Origin of the sequence: Sphingomonas kyungheensis (assembly GCF_037120395.1) — a bacterium.
Classification (GTDB): Bacteria; Pseudomonadota; Alphaproteobacteria; order Sphingomonadales; family Sphingomonadaceae; genus Sphingomonas; species Sphingomonas kyungheensis.
This window is the reverse complement of sequence record NZ_JBBBDM010000001.1, coordinates 173,839-189,358: the sequence shown is the minus strand read 5'-3', so window position 1 is coordinate 189,358 and position 15,520 is coordinate 173,839. Positions and strand designations below refer to the sequence as shown.

Below are 15,520 nucleotides of genomic sequence, written 5' to 3'. Positions count from 1 at the left end.
GTGAACAAGCTGCTCGCCTCCGGCCGCGGCGCGGCGCTGCCGCTCGCCATCCTGCTGCTCGTCGTCGTGATGGTCGTGCCGATCCCGGCCTTCCTGCTCGACATCTTCTTCGTCGCCAATATCGCGATCAGCCTCGCGGTGCTGATGGTGTCGCTCAACGCGCAGAAGCCGCTCGACTTCTCGTCCTTCCCGACGGTGCTGCTGTTCGCGACGCTGTTCCGCCTCGGCCTCAACGTCGCCTCGACCCGCATCGTGCTGGTCCACGGCCACGAGGGCGAGAGCGCGGCGGGTCACGTCATCGAGGCGTTCGGCACCTTCCTGATCGGCGGCGACTATGTCGTCGGCATCTTCGTCTTCGCGATCCTGATGATCATCAACCTGATCGTCGTTACCAAGGGCGCCGGCCGCGTCTCCGAAGTCTCGGCGCGCTTCACGCTCGACGCCTTGCCCGGCAAGCAGATGGCGATCGACGCCGACCTCAACGCCGGCCTCATCACCCCCGACGACGCCAAGAAGCGCCGTGTCGAGGTCGCGACCGAGGCCGATTTCTACGGATCGATGGACGGTTCGTCCAAGTTCGTGAAGGGCGACGCGGTCGCGGCGATGCTGATCCTCGCCGCCAACGTCATCGGCGGCCTGATCCTCGGACCCGTAAGCCACGGCATGACGATCGCCGCCGCGGCGAAAAGCTACATACTGCTCGCGATCGGCGACGCGCTCGTCGCGCAGCTGCCGTCGCTGATGCTGTCGATCGCCGCCGCCGCGATCGTCACCCGCGTCTCGTCGGACAAGGACCTCGCCGGCCAGATCGGCGGCCAGTTCGGGTCCCCGCGCACCTGGACGCCGGTCGCGGTGATCCTCGGCCTGCTCGGGCTGCTGCCCGGCATGCCGCATCTCGTCATCCTCACCGCCGCGGGGATCGCCGGTTTCGCCGCCTGGAAGCTGCGCCAGATCGAGCGCCGCCCGGTGGTCGAGGCTGCGCCCGCGGTCGCCGAGGAGCCCGCCGACCCGTCCAAGATCGGCTGGGACGAGGTGACCGACGGCATGCAGGTCAATTTCGACATCGGCTATGGCCTGGTGCCGCTGGTCGATCCGCGCCGCGGCGCGCCGCTGATGGGCCGCATCACCGGCGTGCGCCGCCAGCTGTCGCGCGAACTGGGCTTCGTCGTGCCGCAATGCCGCGTGCGCGACGACATCAACCTCGCGCCCTATACCTATCGCATCCTCATCAACGGCGTCGTGCTCGGCGAGGATCAGGTGTCGCCCGACGAGATGCTCGCGCTCGACACCGGCCAGGCCTATGGTTCGCTCAGCGGCAAGAAGGCGAAGGACCCGACCTTCGGGCTCGACGCCACCTGGATCCCGTCGGGCGATGCCGATGCGGCGACCGGCGCGGGCTTCCTCGTCGTCGATGCCGGCACGGTGATGGCGACGCACCTCAACCATCTGCTCGGCGCCAACGCCACCGATCTGCTCGGCCCCGACGAGGTCCAGTCGCTGCTCGACGGGCTCAAGGAGCGCGCGGCGCAGCTCGTCGCCGCGCTCACCCCCAATCCGCTGCCGCTCACCACCCTCACCCAGGTCCTCAAGGGCCTGCTTGCGGAGAATATTCCGTTGAAGGAATTCCGTCGCATCGCCCAGGCGATCGCCGTTGCCGCCACGCGCAGCGCCGACGCCGAAGAGATCATCGAACTGATCCGCCCCGAACTCGGCCCGCTGATCATCCAGAAACTGTGCGGCATGCGCGAACCGCTGCGCGTGATGACGCTCGACGGCCAGCTCGAAGCGCTGCTCGGTCAGGCGGCACGCGCCGACAGCTCGCGCCGCCACGTCATCGAGCCCGATCTCGGCCGCCGCATCGTCGATGCGCTGCAGGAGGCGGCCCAGCCGCTGATCGCCGAGGCCAAGCCGTTCGCGCTGGTCGTCCAGCCGGCGATCCGCCTCGCCATCCGCAAATTGGTCAAGACGGTGCTGCCCGACACGCCGGTCCTCTCCTTCTTCGAGGTGCCCGAGGAGAAGGCCGTCGAGGTCGTCGCGGTGATCGGCCAGCAGCATCAGGCGCTCGCGGCATGAGCGCCGAGCCGATGCCGCAGGCGTTCACCGCCGCCACCCCGGCGCCCGCCGACATGGTGCCGCAGGCGCCGCTCACCTATTCGCGCGCCACCCGGCCGGGCGGCGATCCCGAGGCGATGATCCGCCAGTATCTGCCGCTGGTCCGGCGGATCGCCTGGCACGTCCACGGTTCGATGAGCACGATCGTCGAGGTCGAGGATCTGGTGCAGATCGGCCTCGTCGCGCTGGTCGAGGCGGTCGGCCAGGCCGCGGAGCAAGGCGCGCAGTTCCGCGCCTATCTCCAGACCCGCCTGCGCGGCGCGATGATCGACGAACTGCGCCGGCAGGCGACCTCGACGCGCGGGGCGATGCGGCGGCGGCGGCAATATCATGCCGCGATCGCGACGCTGACCGCGCAGACCGGCCGCCCGCCCGAAGAGGCGGCGGTCGCGCGCGAACTCGGCGTCTCGGTCGAGAAGCTGCGCGCCGATTACGTCACCGCCGAGGCGGTGCGGTTCGAGGCGATCGACGACATCTATTCGGACGATCTGCCCTGGTTCGCCGACGACACGCCCGACGCCTTTGAACAGCTCGCCGAGAGCGACCTGCGCGACACGCTGATCGCCGCGATCGGCGCGCTGCCCGAGCGCGAGGCTCTGGTGGTGCAATTGTTCTACGTCGAGGAACTCAACCTCGAAGAGATCGGCCGCGTCCTCGGCGTCGGTGCGGCAAGGGTCTGCCAGATCAAGGCTGCCGCGCACGGCCGATTGAAGAAAGCTTTGGCTAAGAAAATCTAATCCTCCCCGGCACGGGGAGGGGGACCGCCACGCGCAGCGTGGTGGTGGAGGGGGCTCGCCGCAAGCGCTTCGCACGCGGAAGCCCCCCTCCGTCACCGCTGCGCGGTGCCACCTCCCCGTGCCGGGGAGGATTTATGCCGTGGCTCGCCGCAAGCGCTGCGCACGCGGTAGCCCCCCTCCGTCACCGCTGCGCGGCGCCACCTCCCCGTCCCGGGGAGGATCATCTCATGCCGCCGCCTTCGCCCGCGCCGCGAAGCTCTTGCGCAGCTTCTGCAACTTGGGCGGGATCACCGCCATGCAATAGGGGTTCGACCGGCCCGAGGTCTCCCAATAATCCTGGTGGTAATCCTCCGCCGGATACCAGGTCGACATCGGCTCGATCGTGGTGACGATCGGCTTGGCCGAGTCCGCCTGCGCGCGCTCGATCGCGGCACGCATCTCGCTCTCCTGCGTCTCGTCCGCCGGGAACATGGCCGAACGATATTGCGTGCCGACGTCATTGCCCTGACGGTTGAGCTGCGTCGGATCGTGCGTCGCGAAGAAGATGTCGAGCAGGTCGCCGAGCTGCAATTGCGCCGGATCATAGCCGATGCGGATCGCCTCGGCATGGCCGGTGTCGCCGCCACACACCTGGCGATAGGTCGGATCGGGCACCGACCCGCCGATATAGCCGCTCTCGACGCTCTCGACGCCGATCACGTCCTTGAACACCGCCTCGGTACACCAGAAGCAGCCGCCGGCCAGCGTCACATAGTCTGTCATCACAGTCTCCTTTGCGCCGATGTAGGAACGCGGTAGGGCGCGCGGAAGACGGGAGACAGACGATGGCGTTGCAGAACGGGTTGAACGGCAAGGTGATGGTGACCGGCGGCGCCGGCTATATCGGCAGCCACGCGGTGCTGGCGCTGCTCGACGCGGGCTATGAGGTCGTCGTCGTCGACAATCTCGTCACCGGCTTCGACTGGGCGGTCGATCCGCGCGCCACCCTGGTCACCGCGGCGATCGAGGACGAGGCGGTCGTCCGCGCCACGATCCGCGATCATAAGGTGCGCGCGATCATGCACTTCGCCGGATCGGTGGTGGTGCCCGAATCGGTCAGCGACCCGCTCAAATATTATCGCAACAACACCGCCGCGACGCGCAGCCTGCTCGAAAGCGCGGTGGTCGAGGGTGTGCCGCACTTCATCTTCTCCTCGACCGCGGCGACCTATGGCACGCCGGTCAAGGTGCCGGTGCAGGAGAACGACCCGACCGTGCCGATCAACCCCTATGGCATGTCGAAGCTGATGACCGAGGCGATGCTGCGCGACGTCGCCGCGGCGCATCCGATCAACTATTGCGCCTTGCGCTATTTCAACGTCGCCGGGGCCGATCCGCAGGGGCGTAGCGGCCAGTCGACGGTCGGCGCGACGCACCTCATCAAGATCGCGGTCGAGGCGGCGACCGGCAAGCGCGCCGCGGTGTCGGTGTTCGGCACCGATTTCGACACGCCCGACGGCACCGGCGTGCGCGACTATATCCATGTCAGCGATCTGGCCGCGGCGCATGTCTCGGCGCTCGAACTGCTCGTCGCCGAGCCGAGCAAGAGCCACACGCTCAACGCCGGCTATAACCGCGGCTTCTCGGTCAACGAGGTGCTCGATGCGGTCGACCGCGTCACCAACATGACGATCGAGCGCCGCTACGAAGGCCGCCGCGCCGGCGACCCCGCCGCGCTCGTCGCCGACAACGCCGCGATCCTCGCCGCGCTGCCGTGGCGGCCCGAGCGCGACGATCTGGAGACGATCGTCAAGGACGCATTGGCCTGGGAACGCAAGCTGGCCGAACGGGGGTAAGGCGCGCGGGGCGGTTGCGGGCGGCGAGTGGCTCGCGCGCAAATCGGCTCGGTCGGAGTTTGGTTCGCGCGGAGTTTGGTTCGCGCGGAGGCGCGGAGGACGCAGAGGCGCGGAGATGTCGCGCCTGCGTCCGCCGCGGCCCGTCCCGACAGGCAGCCCTTTACACAAGCCTCCTCACCGCCCCGGCGAAGGCCGGGGCCCAGTTGGGCAAGCCGGCAAGTTATCACGAAGCTTTACCCAACTAGACCCCGGCCCCCGCCGGGGTGGTTCGTGAGCAGGCAAGATGCTGGCCACCCCGGACGTTTGAAGACAGATCCTTCGGAATAGTCACTCCGACCATCCAAAGCACCAGTATTCCCGCGAAGGCGGAAATCCAGTGGCCAAGCAGAACAACCGCTTGCGGCTCAGAAAATTGACTGCCTCCCGGCGTCGCTGGAGCCGTGATCATCTGCGACAAAGACCTAACAACCGCGTCGAGACAACTCACCCAAACCCCCTCCCGCGCACCATCTCTGCGTCCTCCGCGCCTCCGCGCGAACCCAAACACCCGTTCCACCTGCCGCATCGGCAAAGACAGCACGATCCCGACCCCGAATAGGACCACCCCCACCACAAGCCCCGCATAACAAACCGGAACCACACCCCCCTGTCCTACCCCGCCGGCATCCGGTAGCGACACGGCCGCAACACCCGCTCTGTCTCATCGTCGAAGCCAAAGAAACGGAAACGATCACCCCGGATTGTTTCCATCGAGGTGTTCACCTTGTCCATGTTGCCCCAATCCGGCCACAGTCACCGCTCGCCGCCGATCGCCACCCGTGCCTTCGCCGTCGCGGTCCACCAGCCGAGCGCCCACAAGGTGCCAAAGCTCCACCCCGCGATCACGTCGCTCGGCCAGTGGACGCCGAGATAGACGCGGCTGCACCCGATCGCGCCGACCAGCAGCACCGCGACGGCGAGTAGATAGCGGCGCGCGGCGCGGTCCGGCGTCACCTGCCCGGCGAGCGACGCCAGCGTCAGATAGACCACCGCGCTCGACGTCGCATGGCCGCTCGGGAAGCTGTAGCCGCTCGCATCGACCAGATGCGGCACCAGATCGGGGCGCGCGCGCAGCACCACGCCCTTGACCGCGTCGACCACCCAGCCGCCGGTCAGGCTGGCGAGCGCGGTGGCGAGCGCGGTCAGCCACAGCCGCTGGATCAGCAGGAAGCCCGCGACGATCACGACGATCACCGTCAGCACCACGCCGCCGCCGAGCGCGGTGATGTCGCCCGCCACCTTGGGCAACCACGCCGGGCCATGCCAGGCGCGCGCGCCGACGATGATCGCGCGATCGAAGGCGAAGGGATAGCGGCTGGTGGCGAAGGCGCCGATCAGCAGGATCAGCAGCCCGACCGCGATCAGCGCAAGACCGGCGAGCAGCGGCGGCAGGCGGCGGCCGCCCGAAGGATGAGGATCGGTCATAGACCGACCCGAACGTGCGATCGCGCGCGCGGTGCCGTCAAGCGGTGGCGGCGGCGGCGGCGAGCCCGTGGCGGCGGCCGTAGCCGAGATAGACGAGCAGGCCGATCGCATTCCAGCCGAGGAAGCGGACCAGCGTCGCCTGCGGCAGGCTGACGAGCAGATAGACGCAGCCGAGCACCGCCAGACTGCCGACGACGAACGGCGCCGGGCAGCGGAACAGCCGCGGCTGCGCCGGCGCGGTCCGCCGCAGCACCATCATGCACGCCGCCACCGCGATGAAGGCGAGCAGGGTGCCGGCATTGGCGAGCTCGGCGATCTCGTCGAGGCGGAAGAACCCCGCGACCAGCGCGATCGACACGCCGGTCAGCAGCGTGATCCGCGCCGGCGCGCCGGTCCGCGGGCTGAGCGTCGCGAGACTGCGGGGCAGCAGCCCGTCGCGCGCCATGACGAAGAAGATGCGGCTCTGCCCGTACATCATCACCAGGATCACCGACGGCAGCGCGATCACCGCAGCGAGCGCGATCAGATGGGCGGCGAAGGGCCGGTCGAGCGAGCGCAGCACCAGCGCCAGCGGCTCGCTCGAATGGGCGAGCGCGGTGAACGGCAGCGCCCCGACCGCGGCGACCGCGACCGCCATATAGATCAGCGTGCACGCGAGCATCGACCCGACGATGCCGATCGTCAGGTCCCGCCCCGGGTTCTTCGCCTCCTCGGCGGAGGTGGCGACCGCGTCGAACCCGTAGAAGGCGAAGAAGACGATCGCGGCGGCCGCCATCACCCCGCGCTTGGTGCCGCCGCTCTCCACCGAGGCGAAGCCATAGGGCATGAACGGGTGGAGGTGATCGGCGTTGAACGCGGGCAGCGCGAAGCCGACGAACACCGCCAGCGCGACCAGCTTGATCACCACCAGCAGGATGTTGAGCGTCGCGCTCTCGCGCGTGCCGAGCAGCAGCAGCCCCATCACGCCGAGCGCGACCAGCACCGCGGGCAGGTTGATCAGCCCGCCGCCATGCGGCCCGGCGAGGAGGAGCGCGGGAAGGTGCACTCCCGCCGATTCGATCCAGCCGACCAGATAGCCCGCCCAGCCGACCGCGACGGTCGAACAGGCGAGCGAATATTCGAGGATCAGGCTCCACCCGACCACCCAGGCCACCGTCTCGCCGAGCGCGGCATAGCTGAACGTATAGGCGCTGCCCGCCGCGGGGATCATCGTCGCCAGCTCGGCATAAGCGAGCGCGGCGCAGGCGCAGACCGCACCGGCGATCGCAAAGGCGAGGATCACCGCGGGTCCCGCGCGCTCCGCCCCGACGCCGGTCAGCGTATAGATGCCGGTGCCGACGATCGCCCCCACCCCCAGTGCGATGAGATGCGGCCACGACAGCGTCTTGGCGAGCGCCTGCCCCGCCTGCTGGCGGACGACGGCGTCGAGGGATTTGCGCGGGCCGAGCATGAGCGATCCTCTCCTGTTATGATGATGGCACCTAGCTGGCGCCGAATTGCTCCCGCAGGTCGGCGAGCGTCGCGCCGATATGCGCGGCGAGCAGGGCTTCGAGCCGCGCGCCGTCGCGGGCCAGGAACGCATCGAGCAGCGCGCGATGCTCCTGATGCGCGCGCGCGTCGCGCCCGGCGGGGGCGAGATGCGCGACGACATAGCGTTCGGCGAGGATCGACAGCCGTTCGACCAGTTGCGTGGTGAGCAGCCGGTCGCCCGGTCGCACCAGCGCGACGTGGAACTCGCGGTTGCGGATCGCCACCGCGGCGAGGTTGCTGCCCGCGGCGCAATCGAGCCGCTCGAACGCCTGCACCGCCGCGTCGCGCCCCGGCGGTCCGGCGACCTGCGCGGCATAGGCCGCGGCGGCGGGTTCGATCGCGAGGCGCAGCGCGTAGATCTCCTCCGCCTGCCCGGCGCAGAGGGCGCGCACCATATAGCCGCGATTGGCCTGGCTGGTCAGCAGCCCTTCCTGCTGCAACCGGCCGAGCGCCTCGCGCAGCGGGATCTTGCTGACGCCCAGCTCGGCGGCGAGCGCGTCCTGACGCAGCGGCGTCTCGGTTGGCAGCTCGCCGGTGATGATCCGTTCGCGGATGATCTCGAACACGCGTTCGGACAGGGTGCGGATGACGATGCTCATCGCGGCGCCGGCGGCAGCGCGATCATGTCACCTGGAAACCTGCCCAGAAGGTGTCGGCGCGGTCGATCCAGATCGTGTTGAAGCCGGTGGCGATCGCCGACCCCTCGATCGACGGAATGATCGCCGGCGTGTCGCCGAGCCGCGTCTCTGCCTCGACCCGCCCGGTAAAGCGGCTGCCGATATAGCTTTCGTGGACGAACCGGTCCCCGACGGCGAGCCGGCCGCCGGCATGGAGATGCGCGAGCCGCGCCGAGGTGCCGGTGCCGCACGGCGACCGGTCGATCGCCTTGTCGCCGTAGAAGACCGCGTTGCGCCCGTCGGCGCCCGCGCCGCGCGGTGCGTCCGCCCACAGCACGTGGCTGACGCCGCGGATCGTCGGATCGAGCGGATGGACCGGCTCGAACGCCTCCCGCACCGCCGCGCGCACCCGCCGGCTGAGCGCGATGATCCGGTCGGCGCCGAGGTCATCGAGCCCGGCATAGCCCCCCTGCGACTCGACGATCGCATAATAATTGCCGCCATAGGCGACGTCGATCGACAGCGGCCCGATCCCCTCGACACCGATCTTGATGCCCTGCGCCGCGACATAGGAGGGCACGTTGGTGATGCGCACCGCGGTCACCTTCTCGCCCGCCGTCTCATAGGCGATGTCGATCACCCCGGCGGGCACCTCGACGCGCAGTCGCCCCGGCGTCGCCGGCTGGATCAGCCCGTGTTCGAGCCCGAAGGTGACGATGCCGATCGTGCCGTGACCACACATCGGCAGGCAGCCGCTCGTCTCGATGAACAGGATGCCGATATCGGCGTCGGGCAGCGTCGGCGGATAGAGGAAGCCGCCCGACATCATGTCGTGCCCGCGCGGTTCGAAGCACAGGCCGGTGCGGATCCAGTCGAAGCGCGCCAGGAAATCCTGGCGCCGCTCCGACATCGACTGCCCGCGCAGCAGCGGTGCACCGCCGGCGACGAGGCGGACGGGATTGCCCGCGGTGTGGCCGTCGATGCAAAAGAAGGTGTGGCGCACCGCTCCGGCTCAGGCCGCCGCGGCGACGTCGAGCGACGGCCGCGTCGCCGCCGCCTGTTCGACCATCGCGATCACCTCGGCCCGGCGCGCGCCTTCCAGCACGTAACGCGGCGGCAGCACGCGCTCCGACCCGCGGCCCATCACCTGCTCGGCGAGCTTGATCGACTGGACCAGATCATGTTCGGCATCGAGGTGGAGCAGCGGCATGAACCAGCGATAGATTTCCATCGCCTTGGCATGATCGCCGCGCTCGAACGCGCGCACCAGCTCGACCGATTCGCGCGGAAAGGCGTTGGTCAGGCCGGACACCCAGCCCTGCGCACCGAGATACAAGCCTTCGAGCGCGACGTCGTCGAGCCCGGCGAACAGCACGTAGCGGTCGCCGAATGCGTTGCGGAAGTCGGTGAAACGCCGCGTATCGGGAGCGCTTTCCTTGACCGCGACGATGTTCTTCACCGGCACGAGGGCGCTCAGCACCGCCTGGTCGATCACCGTCCGATAGGCGGGCGGATTGTTGTAGAGCATGATCGGCAGGCCGGTCTGGTCGGCGACGCCCTTGAAATGGTTCACCAGCTCATGCGGCTTGGGAACATAGACCATCGGCGGCAGCAGCATCAGCCCGTCCGCCCCCGCCTTCTCGGCGGCCTGCGCGTAGCGGACGGCGCGGCGGGTGTCATATTCCGACACGCCGGTGACCACCGGAACGCGCCCCGCCACCGCTTCGACGATCGCGCTCAGCGTCGTCACCTTCTCGTCGAAATCGAGCGAGTTATTCTCTCCGACGGTACCCAGCGCGATCACCCCGGTCACGCCGTCCTTGACGAGATCGTCGACGACGCGCTGCGTATCGGCCAGATCGATCGAAAGGTCCTCGCGCACCTGAGTCGTCACCGCGGGGAAGACCCCTTTCCACCCGATCGTCATCTAACAGCGTCCTTTATCATTCGTGGAATATCGTATACCAAAGTTGCGGAGCGCGGCAAGGACAAGATGATGCAACGACAAGTCGCGGTGATTGGCGGGGGCGTGGTGGGGCTGGCGAGCGCGGTGCGGCTCGCCCGCGACGGTCATCGCGTCACCGTGTTCGATCATGATGATTCGCGACAAGCGCCGTCGTGGAACAACGCCGGCCATATCGCGATCGAACAGGTCGAGCCGCTCGCCTCGCCCGCCTCGGTGCGCAGCGCGTGGCGGCGGCGTTTCGCGGCGGGCGGCGCGCTCGACCTGCCGCCGGCGATGGCGCGCGACTGGCTCGTCTTCCTGCCGCGCTATCTCGCCGCGAGCCGCCCGTCGCGCTTCCGCCACGGTAGCGCGGCGCTCGGCAGCCTGCTCGCCACCGCGATGCCGGCATGGCGGCGGCTCGCCGCCTCGCTAGACACGCCCGGCCTGCTGCGCGAGGACGGGCATCTCGTCGCCTGGTGCGATGCGCGTGCGGCGCAGGCCGGCGCCGCGGCGTGGCGACGGGCGCAGACCGGGGCGGTGACGGTCGCCGACGCCGGTGCCGAGGACCGCGCCCGGATCGCCGCGGTCTGTGCGGTGCCGATCGCAGGCGCGGTCCGCTTCACCGGCAGCGGCCAGATCGCCGATCTCGCCACGCTCGTCGATGCGCTCGAAGCCGCGCTCGAAAGCGCCGGCGGACGGATCGTCCGCGCCACCGCGAACGTCGCCGTCCGTGACGGCCGCGCGACGATCGTCGGCCATGACGCCGATCTGGTGCTGGTCGCGGCGGGGATCGGCAGCGCGCCGCTGCTCGCCGCCGCCGGCGAGCCGGCACCGCTGATCGCCGAGCGCGGCTACCATATCCGCGCCGCCGCCGATCACTGGCCCGCCGATTGTCCGCCGATCGTCTTCGAGGAACGCTCGATGATCGTCACCCGCTACGCCGATCGCGTCCAGGCGTCGGGCTTCGTCGAATTCGGCAATGCCGCCGCGCCGCCCGATCCGCGCAAATGGCAGCGGCTCGAAGCGCAGGTCCGGGCGCTCGGGCTGGCGATGGCACCGCCGTTCAGCCGCTGGATGGGCGCCCGCCCGACCCTGCCCGATTACCTGCCGGCGATCGGCCGGTCGGAGCGCGTCGCCAATCTGGTCTACGCCTTCGGCCACCAGCATCTCGGCTTGACGCTCGCCGCGACGACGGGCGAGATCGTCGCCGCGCTGATCGCGGATCGCCCCGCGCCGGTCGATTGCGCGCCCTTTTCCCTCGAACGTTTCGGAGCAAGACGATGACCATCGGCGGATCGACCGCAGCGGCGGAGCTCGCCACCCTCTCTGTCTGGTCCGATCCCGCGCCGGTGATCGGGGCGGGCGAGCGCAGCGATCGACTCGCCCGCGCCCGAGCGCTGACCGCCGAACAGGGCGCCGATGCGCTGCTCGTCACCGCCGGCGCCTCGCTGCGCTATTTCGCCGGTGTCGGCTGGTCGCCGACCGAGCGGCTGGTCGCGCTGCTGCTGCCGGTCGACGGCGAGCCGGTCGTGATCTGCCCGGCGTTCGAACGCGGCTCGCTGCTCGCCGAGCTCGAGATCGCCGCCGATCTGCGGCTGTGGGAAGAGGATGAGGATCCGCACGCGCTGGTCATCCAGGCCTTGCCGGCGGGAGCGACGCTCGCGCTCGATCCGCTGTTGCCGTATGCGGCGGCGCGGCGGCTCGGCACCCGGCTCACGCTTCAGGACGGGGCGACGATCATCGATGCGTTGCGGATGATCAAATCGCCCGCCGAGCTCGCGCTGATGGCCCAGGCCAAGGCGATGACGCTCGAAGTCCAGCGCCGCGCCGCGCGCATCCTCGCCCCCGGCATCCGGGCCAGCGAAGTGAAGCGCTTCATCGACGACGCGCATCGCGCGCTCGGCGCGGCGGGATCGACCTTCTGTGCGGTGCAATTCGGCACCGCCACCGCCTTTCCGCATGGCCTGCCCGGCGATCAGCTGCTCGCCGAAGACCAATTGGTGCTGATCGACACCGGCTGCGCGATCCACGGCTATCAGTCGGACATCACCCGCACCTATGCCTTCGGCCGCGTCGACGACGATATCCGCGCGACCTGGGCGCTGGAGAAGGAGGCGCAGGCCGCGGCCTTCGCCGCCGTGCGGCCCGGCGTGCCGTGCGAGGCGGTCGACGCGGCGGCGCGGCGCGTGCTGGAGGGAGCGGGGCTCGGACCCGACTATCGCCTGCCGGGGCTGCCGCATCGCACCGGCCACGGCATCGGCCTGTCGATCCACGAACCTGCCTATCTGGTCCGCGGCGACACCACGCCATTGGCGCCCGGCATGTGCTTCTCCAACGAGCCGATGATCGTCGTGCCCGACCGCTACGGCATCCGCCTGGAGGATCATTTCCACGTCACCGCCGACGGTGCGGCGTGGTTCACCGAACCGCAGCCGTCGATCGATCGCCCGTTCGATTGAGATGACGGCGTGATCCTGCAACGCCGGGCAGGATCACGCCAGCCGTTCGACGGCTCTTATTTCTCCTCGTCGGGATACGGCCCCTTGCCGCCGGCCGCGATGAACGCGTCGATCCGCCGGTCGAGTTCGGGCATCGGCACCGACCCGAGCGCCAGCACCGTGTCGTGGAAGGCCCGGATGTTGAAGCGCGGACCGAGCGCCGTCTCTGCCCGCCGCCGCGCCGCCTGGATCGCCAGTTCGCCGGTATAATAGCTCAGCGCCTGCCCCGGCCAGGCGATGTAGCGATCGACCTCGGTCTCGATCTCATGGTCGGCGAGCGCGGTATTGTCGCGCAGATAGGCCTGCGCCCGCTCGCGGCTCCAGCCCATCGCGTGGATACCGGTATCAACGACTAGCCGCGCGGCGCGCCACGACTGGTAGCTCAGCATGCCGAACAGGTCATAGGGGGTCTCATACATCCCCATCTCCTCGCCCAGCGCCTCGCAATAGAGCGCCCAGCCCTCGCCATAGACGGACAGATAGGTGTCGCGGCGGAAGGCGGGCAGGTCATGGTTCTCCGCCGCCAGCGGCATCTGGAAGGCATGGCCGGGCGCGCTTTCGTGCAGCGTCAGCGCCGGCAACGCGTAGAGCGCGCGCGACGGCAGGTCGTAGGTATTGACCAGATAGACACCCGGCCCGCCGCGCCCGCTGGTATAGAAAGGCGCCAGATCGGCCGGCACCGGCTTGATCGCGAAGCGGGCGCGCGGCAGCCGCCCGAAATAGCGCGCCGCCTTGCCGTCGAACGTCTTGGCGATCCACGCGGCGCGATCGAGCAACGCTTGCGGCGTCTTGGCATAGAAGCGCGGATCATGGCGCAGCATCGCGAGGAAGGCCGGCAGATCACCGGTGAAGCCGACCGTCGTCATCACCTGCTGCATCCGCGCCCGGATGCGCGCCACCTCGGCAAGGCCGATCGCGTGGACCTGCTCGGGCGTCTGGCCGAGCGTCGTATATTCGGCAACCTTCGACTGATAATAGGCCTTGCCGTCGGGCAGGTCGTAGGCGGCGAGCCCGATGCGCGCATGGGGAATGTAATCGTCGCGCAGGAACGCGAGCAGGCGCTGGTGCGCCGGCACCACCGCATCGCGGATCACCTTCAACGCCTCGGCCCGCAATGCCGCCTGCTGCGCCGCGGGCATGGTCGCCGGCATCGTCCGGAACGGCGTGAAGAAGGGCGATCCCTCGCCGGCGCCCGCCGTCACGACCTGCGCGACGCCGATGTCGCGGCCGGTCAGCGTCACCCGCGGCGGCGTGAAGCCGCGCGCCAGTCCGGCGCGCATATTGGCGATATTCTGGTCAAAGTAGCGCGGCACGTCGCGCAGCATCGCCAGATAGCGCGTGTAATCCGCCGGCCGCGAAAAAGGCTCACGCGCCTGATCGGCAAGATCGCTCCAGAAGCTCGAGTCGGAGGTGAGCGGCTTCTCATAGTCACGGAAGCGCTGCTCGGCGAGCAAGGCGCGGATCTGCGCGGCATAGACACCATAGTCGAGCCGCGCCGCCGGCGACAGATCGTCACGCCGGATCGCCGCGAGCGCCGCCGCCGTCTGCGTCCAGCGGGCGAGTTTGGCCGCCTGCGCCGCCGGGCCGACGTCGGGGAGGCCGCGAACGCTGTCCTTGTCATCGTCCTCGCTCGGCGGCTGTTGCAGTTTCCGCCAATTATATTCCCCGGTGTAGAGCGCGCGTAGCCGGGCATCGGCGTTCCCGGCGGGCGCTGCTGGGGCCGGGGCAGGCGCGATGAGCAGCGCCGCTGCGAGCATCAGCGCCACCGTCATGCCGCCCCCCCGATCGCCATGATCTCGGCATGAAGCGCCGCGGGCACCACCACCCCCTCGGCCAGGCTGCGCGCCCGGGCGGCATAGCGGCGCGCCGAGGGCAGACGCGCGCCCTGCGCCTCGATCGCGGCGAACATCGCCTCGGCCCGGGCGAGATGCGCCGCGGTCTCCTCGCCGAGGAAGCCGGCGGGATCGATCGCGACGATCAGCTCGCCGCCGATCGGCGAACCGCCGCGGCCGCCGTCGCGCGCCAGCGATTCGCGGCTGGTCATATCGCCGATCAGAGGTCCGGCGAGCAGCTCGACCATCGCCGCCAGCGCCGACCCCTTGTGGCCGCCGAAGGTGCGCATCGCGCCGTCCAGCACCGCCTTGGCATCGGTGGTCGGCGCGCCCTCGGCGTCATAGCCCCAATCCTCCGGTACCGGCAGCCCGGCGCGGCGGTGCAATTCGATTTCGCCGCGCGCGACGACGCTGGTCGCGAAGTCGAAGACGAACGGCGCCTGCCCCGGTCGCGGCCAGCCGAAGGCGATCGGGTTGGTGCCGAACACCGGCTTGGTGCCACCCGCCGGCGCCACCCAGGCGTGCGACGGCGTGACTGCAAGCGCGACGAGCCCCTGTTCCGCCAGCGCCTCGACCTCCGGCCACAGCGCCGCGAAATGCACGACATGGTTGAGCGCCAGCGCGGCGATGCCATGCGTGCGCGCCGCCTCGACCAGCACCGGCAGCCCGCGTGCGAAGGCGAGCTGCGCGAAGCCGCCGCCACCGTCGACGCGGACCAGCGCCTTGCCCGGACGGCTGACCACCGGCCGCGCGTCGGGCACGACGACGCCGGCGCGCACGCTCGCCGCGGCGACGAGCAGGCGGTAGATGCCGTGGCTGGCACAGCCGTCGCGTTCGCCCGCGACCATCGTCTCCGCCACCGCGTCGGCATGATCCGCGGCGAGACCGACCGCCTTGAGCTTCGCCTGCGCCAGCGCGCGCAGCGCGGCGAGCGTCATCGTGATTCCGGA

General features: G+C 69.8%; 13 protein-coding genes. 5 read left to right on the top strand and 8 right to left on the bottom strand.

Annotated elements, in window-relative coordinates:
• A complete protein-coding gene (gene flhA, locus V8201_RS00810; protein ID WP_037531897.1) occupies positions 1 to 2,073 on the top strand; it encodes a flagellar biosynthesis protein FlhA in 2,073 nt (690 codons plus the stop codon).
• Positions 2,070 to 2,849 (top strand): sigma-70 family RNA polymerase sigma factor, encoded by a 780-nt coding sequence (locus V8201_RS00805; RefSeq protein WP_336544245.1) that lies wholly within the window; start codon positions 2,070 to 2,072, stop codon positions 2,847 to 2,849. Before flhA ends, V8201_RS00805 begins: the two co-directional genes overlap by 4 nt.
• Positions 2,850 to 3,074: 225 nt before the next feature.
• Here the strand turns inward: V8201_RS00805 and msrA are convergent, their stop codons facing one another.
• Complete coding sequence (gene msrA / locus V8201_RS00800; RefSeq protein WP_037535506.1) at positions 3,075 to 3,611, bottom strand: peptide-methionine (S)-S-oxide reductase MsrA; 537 nt, start codon at positions 3,609 to 3,611, stop codon at positions 3,075 to 3,077.
• Between the two features lie 62 nt (positions 3,612 to 3,673).
• Here msrA and galE point away from each other — a divergent pair, with 62 nt between their 5' ends.
• Complete coding sequence (galE, locus tag V8201_RS00795) at positions 3,674 to 4,684, top strand: UDP-glucose 4-epimerase GalE (RefSeq protein ID WP_271299552.1); 1,011 nt, start codon at positions 3,674 to 3,676, stop codon at positions 4,682 to 4,684.
• Positions 4,685 to 5,476: 792 nt separating this feature from the next.
• On the opposite strand, the gene V8201_RS00790 is transcribed toward galE, so the two are convergent.
• The 5 genes from V8201_RS00790 to V8201_RS00770 are packed head-to-tail and all read right to left on the bottom strand — an operon-like array spanning position 5,477 to position 10,222.
• Complete coding sequence (locus tag V8201_RS00790; protein ID WP_051583545.1) at positions 5,477 to 6,148, bottom strand: phosphatase PAP2 family protein; 672 nt, start codon at positions 6,146 to 6,148, stop codon at positions 5,477 to 5,479.
• A 37-nt stretch (positions 6,149 to 6,185) separates the two neighbouring features.
• Complete coding sequence (locus V8201_RS00785) at positions 6,186 to 7,598, bottom strand: amino acid permease (protein WP_336544244.1); 1,413 nt, start codon at positions 7,596 to 7,598, stop codon at positions 6,186 to 6,188.
• 31 nt (positions 7,599 to 7,629) lie between these two features.
• Positions 7,630 to 8,277 (bottom strand): GntR family transcriptional regulator, encoded by a 648-nt coding sequence (locus tag V8201_RS00780; RefSeq protein ID WP_037535511.1) that lies wholly within the window; start codon positions 8,275 to 8,277, stop codon positions 7,630 to 7,632.
• 22 nt (positions 8,278 to 8,299) lie between these two features.
• The gene (locus V8201_RS00775) at positions 8,300 to 9,298 is read right to left on the bottom strand and encodes a 4-hydroxyproline epimerase (protein WP_336544243.1); all 999 of its coding nucleotides are present in this window, start codon (positions 9,296 to 9,298) and stop codon (positions 8,300 to 8,302) included.
• Between the two features lie 9 nt (positions 9,299 to 9,307).
• Positions 9,308 to 10,222, bottom strand: coding sequence for a dihydrodipicolinate synthase family protein (locus V8201_RS00770; protein WP_037535515.1), 915 nt, complete (start codon positions 10,220 to 10,222; stop codon positions 9,308 to 9,310).
• A gap of 69 nt (positions 10,223 to 10,291) precedes the next feature.
• Here V8201_RS00770 and V8201_RS00765 point away from each other — a divergent pair, with 69 nt between their 5' ends.
• Positions 10,292 to 11,524, top strand: coding sequence for an NAD(P)/FAD-dependent oxidoreductase (locus V8201_RS00765; protein ID WP_336544242.1), 1,233 nt, complete (start codon positions 10,292 to 10,294; stop codon positions 11,522 to 11,524).
• On the top strand, positions 11,521 to 12,699 hold the full coding sequence (locus V8201_RS00760; RefSeq protein ID WP_336544241.1) for a M24 family metallopeptidase: 1,179 nt from the start codon (positions 11,521 to 11,523) through the stop codon (positions 12,697 to 12,699). The genes V8201_RS00765 and V8201_RS00760 overlap by 4 nt, the downstream gene beginning before the upstream one ends.
• Before the next feature lie 56 nt (positions 12,700 to 12,755).
• Here V8201_RS00760 and V8201_RS00755 read toward each other — a convergent pair whose 3' ends face one another.
• Entirely contained in the window at positions 12,756 to 14,510 is a 1,755-nt protein-coding gene (locus tag V8201_RS00755) for a DUF885 domain-containing protein (protein ID WP_336544240.1), read from the bottom strand.
• Positions 14,507 to 15,508: an Ldh family oxidoreductase gene (locus V8201_RS00750; RefSeq protein ID WP_271300910.1), complete on the bottom strand. Its 1,002-nt coding sequence runs from the start codon at positions 15,506 to 15,508 to the stop codon at positions 14,507 to 14,509. Before V8201_RS00750 ends, V8201_RS00755 begins: the two co-directional genes overlap by 4 nt.
• Positions 15,509 to 15,520: the final 12 nt, after the last annotated feature.

Coding starts and splice junctions, on each gene's coding strand:
- V8201_RS00805 (WP_336544245.1), top strand. CDS start 2,070: ATGAGCGCCGAGCCGATGCCGCAGGCGTTCACCGCCGCCACCCCGGCG.
- msrA (WP_037535506.1), bottom strand. CDS start 3,611: ATGACAGACTATGTGACGCTGGCCGGCGGCTGCTTCTGGTGTACCGAG.
- galE (WP_271299552.1), top strand. CDS start 3,674: ATGGCGTTGCAGAACGGGTTGAACGGCAAGGTGATGGTGACCGGCGGC.
- V8201_RS00790 (WP_051583545.1), bottom strand. CDS start 6,148: ATGACCGATCCTCATCCTTCGGGCGGCCGCCGCCTGCCGCCGCTGCTC.
- V8201_RS00785 (WP_336544244.1), bottom strand. CDS start 7,598: ATGCTCGGCCCGCGCAAATCCCTCGACGCCGTCGTCCGCCAGCAGGCG.
- V8201_RS00780 (WP_037535511.1), bottom strand. CDS start 8,277: ATGAGCATCGTCATCCGCACCCTGTCCGAACGCGTGTTCGAGATCATC.
- V8201_RS00770 (WP_037535515.1), bottom strand. CDS start 10,222: ATGACGATCGGGTGGAAAGGGGTCTTCCCCGCGGTGACGACTCAGGTG.
- V8201_RS00765 (WP_336544242.1), top strand. CDS start 10,292: ATGCAACGACAAGTCGCGGTGATTGGCGGGGGCGTGGTGGGGCTGGCG.
- V8201_RS00760 (WP_336544241.1), top strand. CDS start 11,521: ATGACCATCGGCGGATCGACCGCAGCGGCGGAGCTCGCCACCCTCTCT.
- V8201_RS00755 (WP_336544240.1), bottom strand. CDS start 14,510: ATGACGGTGGCGCTGATGCTCGCAGCGGCGCTGCTCATCGCGCCTGCC.
- V8201_RS00750 (WP_271300910.1), bottom strand. CDS start 15,508: ATGACGCTCGCCGCGCTGCGCGCGCTGGCGCAGGCGAAGCTCAAGGCG.